This window comes from Reticulibacter mediterranei (genome assembly GCF_016587455.1).
The window spans coordinates 3,958,514-3,977,487 of sequence record NZ_BNJK01000001.1; the positions used below are offsets into that span (position 1 = coordinate 3,958,514).

The 18,974-nt window shown below is 53.3% G+C and carries 16 protein-coding genes; 10 read left to right on the top strand and 6 right to left on the bottom strand.

Annotation, left to right across the window (positions count from 1 at the left end):
- Positions 1 to 44 precede the first annotated feature (44 nt).
- A complete protein-coding gene (locus K3T83_RS17040; protein WP_220204156.1) occupies positions 45 to 797 on the bottom strand; it encodes a response regulator transcription factor in 753 nt (250 codons plus the stop codon).
- A gap of 468 nt (positions 798 to 1,265) precedes the next feature.
- Between K3T83_RS17040 and K3T83_RS17045 the strand changes: the two genes are divergently transcribed.
- The 8 genes from K3T83_RS17045 to K3T83_RS17080 all read left to right on the top strand — a co-directional run bounded on the left by K3T83_RS17045 (position 1,266) and on the right by K3T83_RS17080 (position 11,388).
- Positions 1,266 to 2,384 (top strand): LacI family DNA-binding transcriptional regulator, encoded by a 1,119-nt coding sequence (locus K3T83_RS17045; RefSeq protein ID WP_220204157.1) that lies wholly within the window; start codon positions 1,266 to 1,268, stop codon positions 2,382 to 2,384.
- Positions 2,385 to 2,553: 169 nt separating this feature from the next.
- Positions 2,554 to 4,293, top strand: coding sequence for an ABC transporter substrate-binding protein (locus K3T83_RS17050; protein WP_220204158.1), 1,740 nt, complete (start codon positions 2,554 to 2,556; stop codon positions 4,291 to 4,293).
- A gap of 187 nt (positions 4,294 to 4,480) precedes the next feature.
- Positions 4,481 to 5,476 (top strand): ABC transporter permease, encoded by a 996-nt coding sequence (locus tag K3T83_RS17055; RefSeq protein ID WP_220204159.1) that lies wholly within the window; start codon positions 4,481 to 4,483, stop codon positions 5,474 to 5,476.
- 3 nt (positions 5,477 to 5,479) lie between these two features.
- Positions 5,480 to 6,526: an ABC transporter permease gene (locus K3T83_RS17060; RefSeq protein ID WP_236064920.1), complete on the top strand. Its 1,047-nt coding sequence runs from the start codon at positions 5,480 to 5,482 to the stop codon at positions 6,524 to 6,526.
- The gene (locus K3T83_RS17065; RefSeq protein ID WP_220204160.1) at positions 6,527 to 7,678 is read left to right on the top strand and encodes an ABC transporter ATP-binding protein; all 1,152 of its coding nucleotides are present in this window, start codon (positions 6,527 to 6,529) and stop codon (positions 7,676 to 7,678) included.
- Positions 7,675 to 8,790 (top strand): ABC transporter ATP-binding protein, encoded by a 1,116-nt coding sequence (locus K3T83_RS17070; protein WP_220204161.1) that lies wholly within the window; start codon positions 7,675 to 7,677, stop codon positions 8,788 to 8,790. The genes K3T83_RS17065 and K3T83_RS17070 overlap by 4 nt, the downstream gene beginning before the upstream one ends.
- A 138-nt stretch (positions 8,791 to 8,928) precedes the next feature.
- The gene (locus tag K3T83_RS17075; protein WP_220204162.1) at positions 8,929 to 10,329 is read left to right on the top strand and encodes a GH1 family beta-glucosidase; all 1,401 of its coding nucleotides are present in this window, start codon (positions 8,929 to 8,931) and stop codon (positions 10,327 to 10,329) included.
- 255 nt (positions 10,330 to 10,584) lie between these two features.
- On the top strand, positions 10,585 to 11,388 hold the full coding sequence (locus K3T83_RS17080) for a VOC family protein (RefSeq protein ID WP_220204163.1): 804 nt from the start codon (positions 10,585 to 10,587) through the stop codon (positions 11,386 to 11,388).
- 23 nt (positions 11,389 to 11,411) lie between these two features.
- On the opposite strand, the gene K3T83_RS17085 is transcribed toward K3T83_RS17080, so the two are convergent.
- The 5 genes from K3T83_RS17085 to K3T83_RS17105 form a co-directional block, all read right to left on the bottom strand.
- Complete coding sequence (locus K3T83_RS17085; protein WP_220204164.1) at positions 11,412 to 12,236, bottom strand: TrmH family RNA methyltransferase; 825 nt, start codon at positions 12,234 to 12,236, stop codon at positions 11,412 to 11,414.
- Positions 12,237 to 12,475: 239 nt separating this feature from the next.
- Positions 12,476 to 12,835 carry a 50S ribosomal protein L20 gene (gene rplT, locus K3T83_RS17090; RefSeq protein ID WP_220204165.1) on the bottom strand — a complete coding sequence of 120 codons (360 nt, stop codon included), beginning with the start codon at positions 12,833 to 12,835 and terminating at the stop codon, positions 12,476 to 12,478.
- Positions 12,836 to 12,874: 39 nt separating this feature from the next.
- Positions 12,875 to 13,078 carry a 50S ribosomal protein L35 gene (rpmI, locus tag K3T83_RS17095; RefSeq protein ID WP_220204166.1) on the bottom strand — a complete coding sequence of 68 codons (204 nt, stop codon included), beginning with the start codon at positions 13,076 to 13,078 and terminating at the stop codon, positions 12,875 to 12,877.
- 124 nt (positions 13,079 to 13,202) lie between these two features.
- Complete coding sequence (locus K3T83_RS17100; protein ID WP_220204167.1) at positions 13,203 to 15,173, bottom strand: serine/threonine protein kinase; 1,971 nt, start codon at positions 15,171 to 15,173, stop codon at positions 13,203 to 13,205.
- A gap of 161 nt (positions 15,174 to 15,334) precedes the next feature.
- Positions 15,335 to 17,203 (bottom strand): MptA/MptB family glycosyltransferase, encoded by a 1,869-nt coding sequence (locus tag K3T83_RS17105; protein WP_220204168.1) that lies wholly within the window; start codon positions 17,201 to 17,203, stop codon positions 15,335 to 15,337.
- Between the two features lie 699 nt (positions 17,204 to 17,902).
- On the opposite strand from K3T83_RS17105, the gene rpsF reads away from it, so the two are divergent.
- Together rpsF and K3T83_RS17115 are read left to right on the top strand one after the other, a co-directional pair.
- A complete protein-coding gene (gene rpsF / locus K3T83_RS17110; RefSeq protein ID WP_220204169.1) occupies positions 17,903 to 18,454 on the top strand; it encodes a 30S ribosomal protein S6 in 552 nt (183 codons plus the stop codon).
- 85 nt (positions 18,455 to 18,539) lie between these two features.
- Positions 18,540 to 18,953, top strand: coding sequence for a single-stranded DNA-binding protein (locus K3T83_RS17115; protein WP_220204170.1), 414 nt, complete (start codon positions 18,540 to 18,542; stop codon positions 18,951 to 18,953).
- Positions 18,954 to 18,974 lie beyond the last annotated feature (21 nt).

Consider the following 18,974-nt stretch of genomic DNA (forward strand, 5'->3'; position numbering starts at 1 on the left):
CTCCACTTTTCTATGCGACAACATTCTTGCTCTACACAAGAAATTTATCCTTTCAGTACGTAACCAACGCTGCGAACCGTCTGGATAAGACGAGGAGAGCTGGGCGAATCCTCAATTTTCTCCCTTAAATAACGTACGTATACCTCTATGATGTTGGTTTCACCAAGAAAATCGTAGCCCCAGACGCGGTTCAGAATGGTTTGTCGATCAAGGACTTGTCGGGGATGGCTCATAAAAAGATGTAACAGGTTGTATTCGGTAGCGGTAAGTTCGATCAGGCGACCGGCGCGCGTCACTTCACGGGTCGCAGTATTGAGCTTCAAATCGGCAAACTCCAACACCTGCCCGTTGCTCTCATCGCTTCCGCTGCTGGACTTGGGATGACTGCGGCGCAAAATTGCGCGAATGCGTTCGAGCAGCTCATCAAAATCAAAAGGCTTGGTGAGATAGTCATCAGCTCCGGTACGCAGCCCGGTAATACGATCACGCACTTCATCTTTCGCCGTCAACATCAGCACTGGAATATCCCTGGTGATCGGATTGGCCCGCAACCGGCGGCATACCTCTAATCCATCGATGCCCGGCAGCATTATATCCAGGATGACCAGATCAGGATTGATACGCTGAGCCGCAGTAATGCCCTGCTCCCCATCTGATGCCGACTCCACTTGAAACCCTTCGTAACGCAGCCCCAACCGAATGAACTCTATGATGTTCTCCTCGTCATCAACGACCAGGACTTTCAAGAGCTGCGGTTGCTTCTCCTGGTTCGCCTGCCAGGTCGCGCCTTGCTGCATATGTTCTCTCCTCAAATCATGCTCTGGATTAGCAGAATTGCATAAGTGCTGCTAAAAAAGCCTCAGTTTCCTACCCAACATTATAGATATCCTTCAACCGACCTGCAAGTCAAAGCAATTGCCGTTAGCTTATTCTCAGCAGAAATTAATCATTAATATAGTAGGGGCGATGGCTTATCCTCGCCTATTGCCTATACAATAGGACATACAGCTATATAGGCGAGGATAAGCCATCGCCCCTACTATATTCGATTTCACGACATACAAATTGCCACATCAGAAAATTGATGAGAAAATTGCTTCCAAAATCTCTTGACTTTCTCAATGCTCATCGGTATACTTAGATTTGTAACCGGTTCCGAAAGCGGTTACGTAACCGCTTTCGGAAATTGTGGCAAAGATGGGCCAATCAAATTTTTTTATTTCTTGTGTTACAAGCGATGATGCTGCATCAGGGAGGACTAGCCAATGGCAGGAAAGCCAACTATCAATGACATTGCACGTCTGGCCGGAGTGTCGAAGGCCACTGTCTCCCGGGTTTTAAATCATAAACCTGATGTAGACCCCACTACACGCGACCGCGTAATGCGCATAGTGGAGGAACAAAGCTTTGTCCCCAGCATTACAGCAACTGGGCTGGCTGGTGGTCAGAGCCACCTTATCGGTGCGCTTGTTCCCTCTTTCACCTGGCCGTTTATTTCCGATATCATGCGAGGTGTCGCAGAAGTCGTCGGCCTGACATCCTACGAACTGGTTCTCTATAGTATCAATGATAGGGTGCGGGAAAACGACAAAAGCGATATCCTTGACCACATTTTGGCGACCAAGCTGACATCTGGACTTCTGGCGATCATTCCCGGTCAATCCTCAAAATATGTCACCCGCCTGCATAAATATGGATTGCCCGCAGTGATCATCGATGATCAAGACCTGCCGGGGGATATTCCCTGGGTGGGAACGGATCATCAACATGGTTCCTACCTGGCAACCAGACATTTGATCGAGCTTGGTCATCGCCGTATCGCCCACGTTCAAGGTCCACTCAAGTATCTCTGTTCTCACGAACGCTATCAAGGATACTGTCAGGCTCTTGAAGAGGCAGGGTTGCCTCTTGATCCTCAGCTTGTTTTTGAAGGTGACTTTATGCAACCAACGGGACGAGCTGCTGGCAACTATTTCTTTTCCCTACCACCAGAGCAGCGACCAACCGCTATTTTCGCGGCAGCCGATCTGATGGCATATGGAATCATGGCGGTTGCCGAGGAGCGTGGTCTTCAGATTCCCCAGGATGTGGCGCTCATCGGATTTGACGGTCTCGACTCATCGGCTCACGTGAGGCCCGCCCTCACAACCGTTCAGCAACCCTTTTATGAAATGGGCAGACAAGCAACTGAGCTGCTTTTATCAATGCTTGACAAACCTCGTTTCTCTCTTCGTTCTTCAGATGCCCATCTGTCACAGCCATCCGGCATCGGTCGCAACGGAGAGCAGCGTCAGGAGCCGATCCGTATCCATCTTGCCACGAACCTGATTATACGCGAATCATGTGGTTCTCCCCGGCGCGTCCCATTTTCATTGCCTGAATGATTCAATCTGTATCACTATAATCCCACATGGTGCAAGGCACTGTTTGCTTTGTTTCTATGCAACCATCCTGCTCTGGAATGAGCGGAGTCAAAGGACTCAGAGGCAACACGTTCATTATCGCTTTGTGGATCGAGGAATGATTCACGCACTCTATGTCAGGAGGTTTTTTGTGTCTTTTCACACTCTATCTTCATCATCCACCAAAATGATGAAACCTCAATCTCCGAGAAAGGGGATAGGTGGTCTACTCGGCTGCTGCGCCCTCGTGCTGATGGTGGTGCTGTCTGCCTGTAGTGGTAACGCCAACCCGACGACGGGCCAGGGAAATAAAGCAGGTCAACCGGTTTCCCTGACAGTCGTAGATTCTCCACGCGGCAACTTTACTTCAAACTTTAACCCGCTGCTTGATCCAGGTGGCACTCGAACGGGAACGCAGGGCTTCCTGTACGAACCATTGATCTTTACCAGCCGTTACACGGCCAAAGTGGAACCCTGGCTGGCATCCAGCTATGACTTCCCGACCGATGCAAAGAGCATCACCTTCACCATTCGTCAGGGTGTCAAGTGGAGCGATGGACAGCCTTTCACTGCTGATGATGTCATGTTCTCGCTCAACATCTTGAAGCAGTACCCGGCCCTTGATCGCTTCAACCTGTGGAGCACGACCATCAAAGATATTGCCAATCCTGATCCACAGACCGTGAAGATCACCTTTAAAGAGGCGAATTCGACCGCGACCTGGTGGTTTAGTCAGACCTTCATGGTTCCAAAGCACATCTGGCAGAGCATCAGCGATCCCGTGAAATACACCAACGACAAGCCGGTCGGTACGGGACCATACCTGCTCAAATCGTTCTCGCCGTCGCTGTATGTCTTTAGCAAGAACCCCAATTTCTGGCAGTCTGGCAAGCCTGAGATCGACGAACTGCGCTTCCCCGCCGTCGTTGACAACTCAACTGCGAACCTGATGCTGTCGAAGGGCCAGGTTGACTGGGCCGGTATTGGTTGGGATCCCAAGCTCGATCCTGGTTTCACGGGCAAAGATGCTGCGCACAACCATCACTGGTTCACACCAACCAACACCGTTATGCTCTACCTGAACCTGACCAAAGCACCGTTCAATGACCTGAATGTTCGCAAGGCTATGAGCCTCGCCATTAACCGTCCGGCATTGCAGCAGAAAGCAGCTCCCTATGCCGCTCCTGCCAATCCATCGGCTATCCTCTTGCCGCCACATAAAGATTACCTTGCATCGGACTATCAGAATGCACAGTTCAAGCAGGATCTTGACCAGGCAAACCAGCTGATGCAGAAAGCTGGTTACACCAAAGGTAGTGACGGAATCTATGCCAAAGGCGGCCAGAAAATCTCCTTCAAGATGATGGTCGTTAATGGCTGGAGCGACTGGCAGAGCAGCACGCAGCTGATTGCAAGCGACCTGAAGGCGCTTGGTATGGATGCCAAAGTTGATACAGTGGCAGACTACACCCCCTACTTCAGTGCATTGCAGGTAGGCAACTTCGACACGGCTATCTCCTGGACTGATCAGGGACCAACGCCTTTCTATCCGTTCAACGACTTGCTGTCCAGCGATCACGCTGCCCCGATTGGCAAGGCCGCTCAAGCCACCAACTGGGGTCGCTGGAAAGATGCCGCGACCGACAAGTTGCTCAACCAGTACAAGACTTCCGCTGACCCGGCTGTGCAGAAGCAAGCAATTCAGGGCTTGCAGAAAATCATTGCAGATCAGCTTCCGGCTATTCCTCTGGACTACAACGTTAGCTGGTTCGAGTACACGACGACTCATGCGACGGGATGGCCCGATGAGAACAATCCTTACGACTATGGCTCGCCGTTCAACAACCCCGATAACGAGTATATCGTTCTGCATCTGCATGCAGCAAAATAAATCTGGCAGCCGTTCAAGCGTCTAGTTTGAGCTATGCCCGTGAGAGTAGAGGTCTTCTCTACTCTCACACCACCAATACAACATCTACACTTCTTGATTCAAACGATAGAGCATGGCCTGCATAAAGCCACTCATGGCTAGCTCCTGTTTTTCGCCCCATATCAAAGAAGAGAGAAAGAGAGAAGAGATGCGCCATTTGCTACGTCGTGTGCTGTTTTATCTGGTCGCATTATGGGCTTCGGCGACCATGAATTTCCTGATCCCCAGACTGATGCCTGGCGATCCAGCCCAGGCGTATGTCGCCAAAATGCAAGGGCAAAGCAGCATATCGGCACAAACGTTACAAAATATTCGTATCCAGTTTGGATTGAGCGATGATCCCCTCTGGATACAATACTTCCACTATCTGAATAATTTGTTGCATGGCAATCTGGGTATTTCGCTCTATCAATACCCGACTCCGGTCGCACAAATTCTGGCCTACGACCTCAAATGGACGGTCGGGCTGGTCGGACTGGCCGCCGTCATCAGCTTCATCCTGGGTACGCTGCTTGGCGTGCTGGTTGCCTGGAAGCGCGATGGTTGGCTTGATAACACGCTACCGCCACTACTCACCTTTTTTTCGGCGGTCCCTTACTTCTGGATGGCACTCGGCCTGGTCTACGTCTTTGGCTTTGTGTTCAACGTTCTTCCCATCGGCGGTGGCTACGATACGCTGACCGATCTCACGGTTGGTTGGAACATGGATTTTATCCTCAGCGTTATCCAACATGGCATTCTTCCCGCCATCACGATTGTTATTGGCTCGATTGCAGGTTGGGTGCTCGGTATGCGCAACACGATGCTGACCACGCTCTCTGAGGATTATGTCCTGATGGCTCAGGCAAAAGGTCTCTCGGAGCAGCGCGTGATGCTGGCCTACGCCGCTCGCAATGCCATCCTGCCCAGCATCACCGGCTTCGCAATGTCGCTGGGATTTGTTGTCGGTGGCGCTCTGCTCACCGAGATGGTCTTCTCCTATCCCGGCATCGGCTTTGACCTGTTCAACGCTGTTACCAACCTGGATTATAGCCTCATTCAGGGGACTTTCCTGGTCATTGCCCTCACGATGCTGGCTGCTAACTTCATTGCCGATGTGGTCTACACCTTTCTGGACCCACGTGTACGCCAGGAAAGGGGATAAAACGTGCAAAGAGATACACAACCACCAAATAGATATCAGGCAACACCCACACCGAATCCTTTTCCGGCTGCGAATAGCGCCCCAACGGGCAATACGCCAGAATTGCCAATTGCTCCAGGCGTCCCGGTAACAACCGGCACCGTCAAAACAGAAGGCTTCACGGAAAAGCAAACTTTCTGGAGCAATTTCACCCGTATGCTGTCCACGAACCCTAAAATGACGATCGGTTTCTACATTGTTGGCTTCTTCATCCTGATGGCGCTGGTCGGGCCTTTCCTGACGCATCAGAGTCCAACAACCTTCACCGATGATCTGTTCCAGCCACCCTCTGCAACCCACTGGCTCGGAACAACCGAGAAGGGCGAGGATATCTTTGCCCAGCTTGTGAACGGCGCACGCATTTCGTTGCTCATTAGCTTCGCCGCCGCGACCGGGGCAACCCTTCTCTCCATCTTCTTTGGCCTGACCGCTGGCTACTTCGGGGGAGCCGTTGATGATGCTCTCTCCCTGCTGACAAATGTTTTCCTGGTGTTGCCAGGCCTGCCACTGGCGGTGGTGATCGCCTCGTTTGTGCCGTTTAAGGGTCCGGTCGTGGTCATTTTCGTCTTGCTGGTTACAAGCTGGCCCTGGGGAGCGCGTGTTCTCCGTTCGCAAACGCTCTCGATGCGTGGACGCGACTTTGTGGAGGCAGCACGCAGCGTGGGCGAAAATCCCTGGCGCATCGTCTTCTCAGAAATCTTGCCCAACGAGATCGCGATTGTGGCCTCCGGCTTCGTCGGCACCTTTGTCTACGCCGCTCTGACCGAAGTTGCGCTTGAGTTCCTGGGTCTGAGCGATGTCTCGATCCCAAGCTGGGGCGTGATCCTGTTCTGGGCAAAGGCTCAGAATGCACTGTTGACCGGCGGCTGGTGGATGTTTGTTCCGCCCGGCCTATGCGTCGCCGTGCTGTGTGCCGGTCTGACCTTTATCAACTATGGCATCGATGAAGTGGCAAACCCACGCTTGCGTAAAGATCGCAGCCGCAAGAAAGCAAAGAAGGTTGTGGCGTAAATGGCTTTGAAAAAAGAACAACTCCTGCTCAAAGTGAACTCCATCAACGTTGACTACGAAGCGGCCAATGGTGCGGTTCACGCGGTCAACAATATCAGCTTCAGCCTGCGGCGCGGCGAGATCCTCGGTCTGGCAGGCGAAAGCGGTTGCGGCAAATCAACGCTGGCCTATGCTATTGCGCGCCTCCTGCGTCCACCTGCCATGATTACCAGTGGAGAGGTGCTCTATTATCCGTCTGCTGAGCACGACAACGATTACCAGACGGTGCGCAAATCCTCACTGAGCAAAGTGCAGAATGGACACGCGATTGAGGATGGCATCGATATTTTGAAGTTGTCGCCTGCCCAACTGCGCGCGTTTCGCTGGAACGAGCTTTCCATCGTCTTCCAAAGCGCGATGAACGCTCTCAATCCAGTACTGTCTATCGGCACTCAGATTACCGATGTACTAAAAACACACTGCCCTGAAATGAGCCAGGATGCGCGCACCCAGCGAGCCAAAGAGCTACTACATCTCGTTGGGATCGCGCCAGATCGACTGCGCAGCTATCCTCATGAATTGAGCGGCGGCATGCGTCAGCGCGCCATTATTGCAATAGCACTGGCCCTTAAACCCGAATTGATTATTATGGATGAGCCGACCACCGCGCTTGATGTGGTGGTACAGCGTGAAATCTTGCAATTGATCAGCGAATTGTGTAAAGAGTTTAATACTTCATTGATCTTTATTACGCATGATCTCTCGCTTCTATTGGAACTGGCCGATACTATTGCAATTATGTATGCCGGAAATATTATTGAACACACGACGAGCAGCGAATTATACAGGAACCCGCGCCATCCCTATAGCTATGGGCTGCTAAACTCGTTCCCGACGCTGCATGGCCCACGCCGCAAAATGAGCGGCATCCCTGGCACACCGCCTGACCTGCGCAAACCGCCAACTGGATGTACATTTAATCCGCGCTGCCCCCTGGCCTTTGGTCCCTGCACAGCCCATGTGCCGCAGCTGATCCCTCTTCCCTCACGAGCAGAGGGGCAAGAGGTCGCCTGTCACCTCTATGATCGTCGTTTCCGCCCCGAGGGGCCACCCACCGCAGCAGAGGTGATGGCTCGTTATGAACTACTGGCAGAAGGGAGTCGCTCACGATGAGTATCATGCAATCACCACTGGGGGTGGCAGAAAGCGCCCATCAGTCGCGCGCCATTCTGGAGGGACAAGATCTGGTCAAGCATTTTCCATTGCGCCAGTTCAACCCTCTGGGAGCCAAACGCGCTGTTCGTGCGGTAGAGGATGTCTCTCTTGGCCTCTATCCCGGTCATGCAACCGCTCTGGTTGGCGAAAGCGGTAGCGGCAAAAGCACTGTTGCCCGTATCCTGGCTCGCCTCTATGATCCAACGGGCGGCACGTTGCGGTTTCGCGGCGAAGAGGTCAAACTGCAAGGCGGAGCGGCTCTGCGCCAGTATCGACGGCATGTGCAGCTCGTCTTTCAAGATCCGTTCTCTTCGCTCAATCCTATTCATGATATTCGCTATCATCTGAGCCGACCGTTGCGCATTCATGGCCACGCGCACAACCACCAACAGGAGACAGAGCAAATTCTAGCTCTGCTCAATCGCGTGAGCCTGACGCCCGCCGACCAGTTTATCGAGAAGTATCCGCACCAGTTGAGCGGCGGCCAGCGCCAGCGCGTTGCCATTGCCCGTGCGCTGGCGGCCAGACCAGAAGTGCTGCTGGCAGACGAGCCGGTCTCGATGCTCGATGTCTCGATTCGCCTGGAAATTCTCAATCTGCTGCTGCGCTTGAAGGATGAGGAACAACTGGCTCTGCTGTTCATCACCCACGATATCGCCAGCGCTCGCTATGCCGCCGAAACTACGCTGGTGATGTATGCCGGTCAGATGGTCGAAGGAGGACCGAGCGAAGAGGTCATTCAGCGTCCGAAGCATCCTTATACCCAACTCTTGCTCTCTGCCGCTCCCGATCCCGATCGTATGGGTCCAGACGGCAAAGGTGGTGCTACACTGCCCGCACGTGGAGAAATTCCTAGCCTGATCAATCCGCCGGTTGGGTGTCGCTTCCATCCACGCTGTCCGCACGCGATGCCGGTCTGTCGGCAGAGCTTCCCAAAGAGGACCGATCTTGGCGGTGGACACTGGACTCATTGTTTCCTGTATGGAGAGGGACAGACTAGCAGCCAGCAGGCATCGGGTGCCTCCACTCCCATACAGATTACTCGAAATAAACAGCAGGACAGAGCCTAGTCAGCAGGAGTTGCTCCCATCGAGGGGCTACTCCTGCTAACCCATTTGCAGTAGAAAACCTTCTCATCTTCGCTCTATGATGACGATACGTAAGGATGACTACTTTAAGCAAATTGAACACGCCCAACAGGAGCCTTCATGAGTACGATACAAAAAACGCTAACTGATGTTGAGTTAGCCAGGCAGTTTCCGGCAACCTTTCTCTGGGGTGCTGCAACAGCTTCCTATCAGATCGAGGGCGCAACCCGCGAAGATGGACGCAGCCTCTCTGTCTGGGATGAGTTTGCTGCGACTCCTGGCAAGGTTGCAGGCGGCGATACGGGCGATATTGCGCTCGATCACTATCACCTGATGCCAGAGGATGTCAAACTGATGAAGCAGATCGGCCTGGATGCCTATCGCTTCTCCATTGCCTGGCCGCGCATCTTACCTGATGGACGGGGCAAGGTGAATGAAAAGGGACTTGATTTCTATGATCGTCTGGTCGATACTCTGCTGGCACACAATATTCGCCCGTTTGCGACTCTCTATCACTGGGATCTGCCGCTGACGTTACATCAGCAAGGAGGGTGGCTCAATCGCGATACCGCGTATGCTTTCGCTGACTATGCGGAGATTGTCGTCAAGCGGTTGGGAGACCGTGTTGCCGACTGGACAACGCACAACGAACCCTGGTGTGCGGCCTATCTGGGCTATGGCATTGGCATTCACGCGCCGGGCCTCAAAGATCGACAATCAGCCCTGGTCGCTGGTCATCATCTATTGCTTTCACATGGTCTGGCGGTGCCGTGCATTCGCGCTCACAGTGGTGCTACGGCTCAGGTGGGCATCTCGCTCAACTTCACACCTGCCTATCCCGCCGATGATAGTCCCGAAACTCAGCGCGATCTGGCGCGCTATGACGCTTTCTCAACGCGCTGGTTTCTCGATCCGCTCTACCGCGGCAGCTATCCAGAGCATTTATTTGAGGCACTGGAGTTGACTCCACCTCCAATCCAGCCCGGCGACATGGAGATCATCGCCACGCCCATTGAGTTTCTCGGCATCAACAACTACTCGCGCGCGGTCGTCATCGGCCAGCCCACGCCGCCACTCGCAGATCAATGCCAGATGCTCTCGCCCGTTCCAGGTGCTTGCTACACTGATATGGCTTGGGAGATCTATCCACAGGCGCTCACCGATTTACTGGTGCGTCTGCATCACGAATATCACGTACCAGCCCTCTATGTGACTGAAAACGGGGCCGCCTTTGCCGACACCTGGAACGGCGATGATTGCGTTGAGGATGCCGGTCGTACTGACTATCTGCGCCGCTACATCCAGGCTGGTGCGCGCGCCATCGAGCAGGGAGCGCCGCTGCGAGGTTATTTCACCTGGTCATTGATGGACAATTTCGAGTGGGCCGAGGGCTATAGCAAACGGTTCGGCATCATCTATATCGATTATCCCACGCAGCGCCGCATCATCAAGGATAGTGGCCGTTGGTACGCCAACCTGATCTCAGATTTTCATGCCATGACACAGCAACAGGCAGAGTAACATACACTTTCGACGCAGACCATCTCTTTCTCTTTCCTCCTCATCCCCGCTGCGGATCTGAACTGTGACCAGATCCGCAGCGGTCTTTTTGGTCCTTGCAATTGCGAATCATCTGACATCACCAATTTCTTTACTTCACTAAAAAAGCTGTTCAATTAGGAACGATTCTCCCATCTTATCGGGCTACAATCGGAAAAGTTGACGATATGGGGAGAAGCCAAAAAGCTCTCTACCAGTTTGAAAGGTATATATTTTATGCTTCACTTTCCATATGGGACTCCTACCTGGATCGATCTTGGCTCACACGACATTGGTGCCTCTGTTGCTTTCTATACCAATTTATTTGGCTGGGAGGCAAATACAGTTGAACAGAGCGGCGGCTACCGCATGTTTTCCTGTGAAGGCAAGATTGTTGCTGGCATTCACCAATTGCAAGATAGATCGCTCTCACCACAATGGATGACATATATCTCGACCGATAACGCCACCAGAACAACGAACCGCATCGAGGCTGCTGGCGGGCAGGTTTTGATGGAGAGAGACATTGCGGATGAGATGAGTATGATGGTCTTCCGGGATACCGTAGGGGCTGTGTGCGGAGTCTTCCAGGGTCGGCTGTTCAACGGCGCGCACGTCTTCAATCAGCCCGTTTCGCTCACCTTTAACCTCCTGATGACGCGCCAGCCGCACGCCGCGAAATCCTTCTACGCCCACATCTTTGGTTGGGAGCCGGGAGATCGAAAAATAGGAGAAATGGCATTCACCTACTTTTTTCAGGAAGTGCGCGGTGTTGCCGGGCTAATGGCAATGAACGAGCGCTGGCCGCAAGCGGTTCCATCACACTGGCAAATCTCCTTCTCAGTTGATGATGCCGATAAGCTCGCCGCACGTGCGGTCGAACTCGGTGGGAAAGCACAACCGGTGTTCACCACCCCCTTCGGACGCAGCGCCCTGCTAACTGATCCACAAGGGGCCAGCTTCTCTATTAGCCAGCAAACGCCTGAAGTGCGGGCGGCGGTACAGACCCCCGAAGGCGTTCTGGCCGAACTGCGCAAGTAAAGAAACACATACTCCCTACTCGCTCAATGCCGCTGGCGCACAGCCTCGTAGAGAATGATCCCTGCCGCCATCGCTGCGTTGAGCGACTCAACATTGTTGGCAAGGGGAATGCTGATGGTTGAGGTTGCAAGGGCGCGTGCGGCAGATGAGGGACCGTGCGCCTCATTGCCGATGACCAGTGCGAATGGCTGGCGCAAATCCTGCTCATAATAGAGAGCGCTACCAGCCTCCGCCAGCAAGACGCGTCCGGGGGCATGCTCAGCTACGCGCAGCTCAATGATATCCCACGAAGCGTTGCTCTCGACGGGCAGTGCAAGATGAGCACCCGCAGCCGCACGCACCACTTTTGGGCTGAACCAATCGACACAATTTGGAGTCAACAGCACCAGCGCAACATTGGCAGCCAGGGCGGTTCGCAGAATGGTGCCCATGTTGCCGGGATCGGCGATATCATCGAGAATGAGCAATGCTGGTCGGTTGGCGACAGCTCTGCGACGGCGGATCGCGTCGGGCGTAAAGGCGTTCAGAGGTAACACGCTCACCACGCCCTGCGTCTGCTGCGTATCACTTACCGCCTCGATGACCTGCTCGCTCACCTCTATCAATTGTTGCGAGGAAAGATCGGGGGTATGTAACAAACGCTCCAACAACGCCCGACCCGCGTGAGTTCGCTGCAACAGGTCTGGCTGATAATAGACTTCGTAGGGCCAGAGGCGAGCATCGAGCAGAGCCTCCAATAAATGCGGCCCCTCCATCAGAAAGAGGCCGCTTTTTTTGCGACCGCGCGGTGTATGCAATGTTTGCAGTTTGCTAATGCGTGGGTTGGATTGGCTTGTGATGAGCACCATAGCGTTTGCTCCGAAAATGGTGTCTGACGTGTATGGCAGGGGCGATGGCTGGTCCTCGCCCGAGGTACACAACACGGGTAATTATAGGAAACACGGGCGAGGACCAGCCATCGCCCCTGCCATACACGGTTCATTCTTCCTGATCCATTGTCAGTATTAAGAAAAGAGCAGAGGATGGTTGCTGCTGTGAGCGACCATCCTCTGCTCCTCTTCGTTTGCTTCTGTTTGTCGAGCTGGCTCTACTTCTTGACGGCATCCAGCGCGGTTTTGACCAGAGCGGTGAATGCAGCCTCGTCGTTGACCGCCATTTCTGCCAGAATCTTGCGATCTACTTCGATATTGGCGGTGTGAATGGCGTGCATCAGGACGCTGTAGCTCACGCCATGCATGCGAGCGGCGGCGTTGATACGAGTGATCCAGAGGCCGCGCATATCGCGTTTGCGGTTGCGTCGGTCGCGATACATGTACGCCATTGAGCGCATTACTGATTCATGCGCGGGACGGATCAGGCGGCGGCGGGTACCACGATGGCCCTCCGCCATTTGTAATATCTTTTTATGCTTCTTATGGGCAGGTACGCCACGTTTTACTCTTGGCATAGTTCTTTCTTAATCCTCCATTACTTTCTTCGGACGCAATTAGAAGGCGTAGGGCAGCAAGCGCTTCAAACGGCGAGTATCAGCCGTTGCCAGTTGAAACTTCTTGTCTTCCGAGCGTATCAGGTTGGACGATTTGCGGCGGCGCAGGTGGCTAATTGCCACTTTGCGGCGCATGAACTTGCCAGAGCCGGTCACGGAGATCCGCTTTGCGGTTGCTTTGTGTGTCTTTAATTTCTGCTTCATTTCTCTCTTACTTTCTTTTTTCAATCCTCTCAATGCTCAATCAAAGGCGCAGAGAAGCCTTTTTCAAGAGCGTCCCCACTTGCGCCACGCATTATAACATAGCTATTCGCGAGAAGCAACACGCCTATACCCCGCTCAAAACCCACAGCTTTGCATCGCTAAAAACCACATCTGTGCTGATTGCCTCCTCGAAAGCAACCACGCCTATACCACCGCTAGTTAAGGAGAGACGTGGGACAACACCGACCGATTGCCCATTAATATAGAGGTAGATCGTATGGCTCAGAGCAATAATGGTGAGAGTGTTCTCCACACCGAGGTCGGCCTTCACAAAAGGATAGATCTGGTCACAATTGAAAGTGGCTGAAGTCATACAACCAGCACCTCCATGTTCGGCATGCGTCAACCAGACGTTCCCTGTTTTGCAATACTTCGCCCCTGTATCACGACAGAACAGAAAAGCATCATACGTCCTGTAAGGGGTTGTTGGCTGGTAATCAATAATCAGCCCACCAGCATCACCGCTTTGAATGCTGACCTGCGCCTGAAAAGCAAAGGTTGTATATTGATCGTTCGATGCAATGCACGATGCAAATGATCCGGCATGAGTGGTGACATGATACGCATCCTGCATAAATGCGCACGAGCCAAAGGTGGGTGCGGCATTGAACCAGGGCCAGACGGTGCCATCGAGCTTCATATCCCTTTTCGTTGGCGTTCCCGCTGTAAACTGCTGATAAATCTGTTGCGGGGTTTGTGACAATGGAGTTGGATCAGGTGCTGGCGTGCTTTGCGGGGTTTGTGGCAATGGAGTTGGATCAGGTGCTGGCGTGCTTTGTGGCGTGTTTTGTGATGAGCGTGTTTGCTGTCCTGGTGGCTGCGTTGCCTGCTTTGCTGGCAGCAGTTCTGACAAAAAGGAAGGGCGAAAAACCATCAATAACGGTCCCAGCGCAACCACAACGAGCAGCACAGAGAGCAACATCACCGGGGAAATGCGACGCGTCTTCCCTAGGGTTGCACGCGCCAACGACGGTTTTGCGGACAATCCTTGTTCCATCGATAGTGCTGTCCGGGAAGCGGGCACCGTTGGAATAGACTGCCATTTGCTAGACGACCATTCATCAGCAGGCAGTACTGGCCTTTTTGATTTGTTCGGCGTCACCGTCTCCGCTAGCCTGTCTGTCTGGGGCGGAGATAGTTCTACAAACCCAGGAACGGTATTGTACTCTCTAATCTGTTGCATGGATGGACTGGCAGCCATCGCCTCTTGCAACGCGTTATGTAACGCCTGAGCGAAATCTCTTACTGAGGGAAAGCGATCTTCCGGCCCTTTGGCAAGCGCCTTGAACACGACCTGCTCAATCTGTAACGATACCTCTGGACATAGCTCACACAGGCGTGGAGGTGAATCCATGCGATGCTGTACCGCAACCTCCACATAACTACCCTGGAAAGGACGCCGACCAGCGAGCCACTCATACACAACAATTGCCAGCGCATACTGATCGCTGGCATAGCAGGCTTTCCCCTGGCTCTGTTCAGGAGCCATATAAGCAGGCGTACCAACCGGTGAGTGCGAACCCATGCTGGCCGTGTTCTGCTCTACAATACGGGCAATGCCAAAATCGCTGAGCTGCACACGTCCATCGCCGCATATCAGTATATTCTCCGGTTTGACATCACGATGAATGATATTGTGTTCATGTGCATATTGTAATGCCGAACCAATAGCCTGAACATAGTTGTCAATTACCGGCCAGGGCAGCTTCGTCCCTTTGGGATAACAGGCGCGAAGCGTGCCACCAGTTGCATAGTCCATAATGAGGAAAGGAAGACCATCTGAACGCATCACACCAAAGTCGAGGATAGGCACAATATGTGGATGTTGTAAACGAATCATCCGTGCTTCGTTAATAAATGCACTCCCATGATCCCGCCCCGTCAGTGGGAGACCCAACACCTTCACCGCCGCAAGCGAAAAGTTGGAGACATGCTCTGCCAGATACACAGTGCCATATGTACCGCGACCAAGCAGGCGAGTCAAGCGATATCCGTTGCATTGCTGCCCAATGCGTTCTTCTCGTGAATCAACCATCGTCAGCCTCCGAACTGCTTTCCGATGATAGGATGGAACAACAAGCAAGGGCTGAAGAGAGTCCTACTGCTCTCAGCCTCGCTTTTTATCTTATATGACGCTAACTCATCTGTCAACAAATATGAATCACAATAAATCGGTGTAATAGAGCATCAAGAATGCTACGGGCGTGAGGGCCAGGTGGGACGAGAGATCCAGGAAGGACGCGAGCGACGAACGAAATTGCTGATCCCTCGTGGCCGCTTCTGAGCAGGCGGGAGCGTCGGGCGCGTCATACGCCAGGTTGAGGAGAAAAACTCGATCCATCCCCACAATAAAAAAGGCAGTCCAATAGTACTGAGCGCCTGCCCCTTCCAGACGGTTGGCAACTGCCACCAGTAGTAGCAGAGCAGCGCACCCAGGCTCAATAGCACAGTGAGCAGCGTCGTCCCGCGGTTCTTCGCGCACAGAGCCAGCGTGAACGGGACGATCAAATACCAGGGCCAGTATGTCGGGAGCAAGAGCAGCAAAATCAGGAGCAGCCAGCTTGCACAAAAGAGAACCAGATCCAGCGTGTTTGCCAGCCAGAGGCTAAAGAGCAGAAATGTACCGGCAATCAGCAGCACGCCCGGCGTCCAGTGCGAGGACTGAGCCGCCCAGGAGGCCAGTTTCGGCAACTCCATTGGCAGATTGAGCAGGGCTGCATCGAGCGAGTTGATTGCGCTCTGCAACCAGAACGATTGCACCAGCGCCGCACGCACACCCTCTATGCCCCAGCCTTCCCAATAAGGCGCGTAGGCAAGGATTAAAATCAGCGCTGTGATCGCCAGCATGCCCAGATACCAGAGGAAGCGGAAGCCCAGGCGAATGAAGCGCAAATGCAGATTGATGAGATGCAGGCCGATCAGTAACAGCGGCAGGAAAAGTATATTCACCAGCACCGCGAGCAGGGTAAAGACCCAGCAGAGGATCAGCGAATCGCGCAAGAAGAACGCGACCGCAAGCAAGAGGAAGAGGGCCACAACGATATCCAGATGCATCTGTGCGACGCCCAGAACCAGAATGAGCGGATTCCAGGCGTAGAGCAGCGTGGCTGAAATGCGCGCATCTGGCTTGAGCTTCGCCAGGAGGCTCCAGAGCAGTAGAGCATTGAGCAGGTGAGCAAGCAGACCGATCAAACGAAATCCGATCAGAATGTTGGCGATGCTTTGTCCGGCAAAGAGCGTAACCAGCAGGCTTGCATCCAACCAGACCGGTCCATAGGAAACCGCCGGGGGGAGAGAGGCAACAGCGCCAGTAGTTGAGGTCGTCGGAATAGTATAGAGTGAATCGTGCGGAAAGACGGAGACAGGCACGATATAAGGATTGACGTGATAAAAGACCACCATACGGCCATAGAATGCGTAGAGCAGCATATCGCGGGAGGTGGCGCTGTTAGACACTGGAGCAAAGAACATGATCAGGCCAAACAGCGTCGTCAGCAGCATGATCGACCAGAAAAAGAGCGCCTCGCGACCTGGAGAGAGCCAGGATTGCGCCGCCTTTCGTCCAATGTTGACAGCAAGCAGATTGAGCAGCCAGGCCACAATGAGTAGAAGCAGCAACAGCGTGGTGCGGCCCGATGAGAGCGGATCGAGCCAGGGGACGCGCGCCAGGAGAGCTGGCAGTTCGGGGAAAGCGGTCGTCCAGAAAAGCGTCGGCAACCAGGGGAAAAGGGTCGGGAGCGCCTCCTGCATCATATCGCGAGCAGGGTTGGCAAAGAGCGGATAGAGGGAGAGATAGGTCAACCCGAGCAGCAGGCCCAGGAGGAATAATCCCGGTGCAGCAAAGCTACTGCGCGACGACCTTTTTTGGGCAGGAGGTAAAGGATATCGCTGCTGATTGTGCAACTGTACAGATTGTGTATCGAGAGCGACGGTCTTTTCAGAGAGCGCGGACTGAGTTTGACGCGAATGAAGATCTTGCGGATGCTGCTGCATAGCTACTCCGTCAACCGAAAGAGAGATCACAATAATTTCGTCGTACTCTGTCGGCCTTCGTCGTTGGTGCATCCAGAACATCCTCCGAGGTGTCTCGTGTATGGTAGGGGCGATGGCTTGTCCTCGCCCGGTGTGACCCCCTCAACACGCCTGGGGAGGGCGAGGACAAGCCATCGCCCCTACCATACACGGGGAAACACACACCGCTCCATTTGCCCAATGAAGGCCGACAGAGTACGACGAAATTATTTTTTCATAATTCAATAGATTTAGTATGTCCTATCCATGCGCAACTGTCAATAAACACGCGAGCGAAAATGAGGGAAAAACAGGCAACTATTGGCAGGTAGGAACACGACACCGCTGCTGCCTGTTCTTTTGTGAGACACATGGGCCATCACGCGTTTTTCCTTTCCGCTTTTCCATCTTTACAGTGCATTATAAGAATAGATAGGTGAAAGGTTGAGAGACCTCGGCTCTATTGTCAGACATAACGAACAATGTTATAATAGCGTGGTATTTGATGACCTCACTCCTCTTCTCACGGCTCATGCTCGTGTTGCAACACCATTCAATGATTGGTAGAGCAGGGAGCGAGCGGGTTTCATCATCTCCCACGCTTTGTGGGACGCTTCACTTGTTACCGAGGCCGCTGAAGTTATTCGCGGCATCTGTTGTTCAGCATCAACATTATGTTGCTGCTCCACCTGCCCTGGCAGATAGAGACAATCGATTTGACCAGGCGCACACCCAGAGGAAGGAGGTGGCTTCGTGAGTAGAGATTACGAATTGGCGTTTATTCTCAATCCCGAGGTCAACGAAGAAGAGACACGTGCAATGCTTGAGCGTGTCGAGCAGATCGTCGCTACGTATGGCGGTCAAATTGTCAAGGTCAACCAGTGGGGGCGTCGCCGTCTGGCCTACCCCATTCAGCGTCACCGAGACGGACAGTATATATTCATCGATATGATCCTGACTCCTGAAACGGTTGCCGAACTCGAACGTATGCTAAAGGTTTCCGAAATCGTTCTCCGGTACATGGTTCGCAAACGCGATCCCAAAGCTGTTCAGAAGGAGCGCGAAGAGCGTGCAGAGCGTGAGGCTCGTGCAGCAGCAGCAGCTGCTGCAGCCAGCGAAGCAGCTGCCGCAAGTGCTGTAGCTGTGGCCGAAGCACCAGCCGAGACCAGCGAAGCAGCTGAGGAACCAGTTGCAGCAGTTGAGGAAACGCCAGCAGAGGCGGCTCCAGAGGAAACACCCACCGCTTCTTCCGAAGAGGAAGTTGTGGAGGCTCCCGCAACGGCCGATGAGTCAGCCGAGTCATAGGATCATATGTTTGGGTTCGTTCGTTCAATCTCTCAACAATAGCAGGCCGGGGCTGGTTATCGCGTCGAAAGGACTTGTTTGAGCTATGAACAAAATCATGCTGATTGGGAACCTGGGTCGAGACCCTGAGATGAGCTACACGCCTAACGGAGTGGCGATTACAAAGTTTTCTCTTGCTGTCAGGCGCGTAGGAAAAACTCCTACAGGCGAGCGGCAAGAAGACACCGATTGGTTTAACATCGTCGCATTTCGCAACATTGCGGAGACCTGTAACAACTATCTCCGCAAAGGCAACAAAGTGTATGTCGAAGGACGCCTCACTCAGCGCAAGTATACCGACAGGAACAATGTTGAGCGCACAGCTATTGATGTTGTCATCAACGACATGGAAATGCTGACACCTAAGAGCCAGAGTCAGGGCCAGGGAGGTTCAAGCAGCAGCCAGGATAACTACCTCGAAGATGACTCGCTGGGAGATTTGGACGACCACCCCTTCTAAAAATTAAAGAAGGAGAAAGTC

Excerpts from the sequence above, each read along its gene's own strand:
- K3T83_RS17040 (WP_220204156.1), bottom strand. The coding sequence starts at position 797 with ATGCAGCAAGGCGCGACCTGGCAGGCGAACCAGGAGAAGCAACCGCAG.
- K3T83_RS17045 (WP_220204157.1), top strand. The coding sequence starts at position 1,266 with ATGGCAGGAAAGCCAACTATCAATGACATTGCACGTCTGGCCGGAGTG.
- K3T83_RS17055 (WP_220204159.1), top strand. The coding sequence starts at position 4,481 with ATGCGCCATTTGCTACGTCGTGTGCTGTTTTATCTGGTCGCATTATGG.
- K3T83_RS17065 (WP_220204160.1), top strand. The coding sequence starts at position 6,527 with ATGGCTTTGAAAAAAGAACAACTCCTGCTCAAAGTGAACTCCATCAAC.
- K3T83_RS17070 (WP_220204161.1), top strand. The coding sequence starts at position 7,675 with ATGAGTATCATGCAATCACCACTGGGGGTGGCAGAAAGCGCCCATCAG.
- K3T83_RS17075 (WP_220204162.1), top strand. The coding sequence starts at position 8,929 with ATGAGTACGATACAAAAAACGCTAACTGATGTTGAGTTAGCCAGGCAG.
- K3T83_RS17080 (WP_220204163.1), top strand. The coding sequence starts at position 10,585 with ATGCTTCACTTTCCATATGGGACTCCTACCTGGATCGATCTTGGCTCA.
- K3T83_RS17085 (WP_220204164.1), bottom strand. The coding sequence starts at position 12,236 with ATGGTGCTCATCACAAGCCAATCCAACCCACGCATTAGCAAACTGCAA.
- rplT (WP_220204165.1), bottom strand. The coding sequence starts at position 12,835 with ATGCCAAGAGTAAAACGTGGCGTACCTGCCCATAAGAAGCATAAAAAG.
- rpmI (WP_220204166.1), bottom strand. The coding sequence starts at position 13,078 with ATGAAGCAGAAATTAAAGACACACAAAGCAACCGCAAAGCGGATCTCC.
- K3T83_RS17100 (WP_220204167.1), bottom strand. The coding sequence starts at position 15,173 with ATGGTTGATTCACGAGAAGAACGCATTGGGCAGCAATGCAACGGATAT.
- K3T83_RS17105 (WP_220204168.1), bottom strand. The coding sequence starts at position 17,203 with ATGCACCAACGACGAAGGCCGACAGAGTACGACGAAATTATTGTGATC.
- K3T83_RS17115 (WP_220204170.1), top strand. The coding sequence starts at position 18,540 with ATGAACAAAATCATGCTGATTGGGAACCTGGGTCGAGACCCTGAGATG.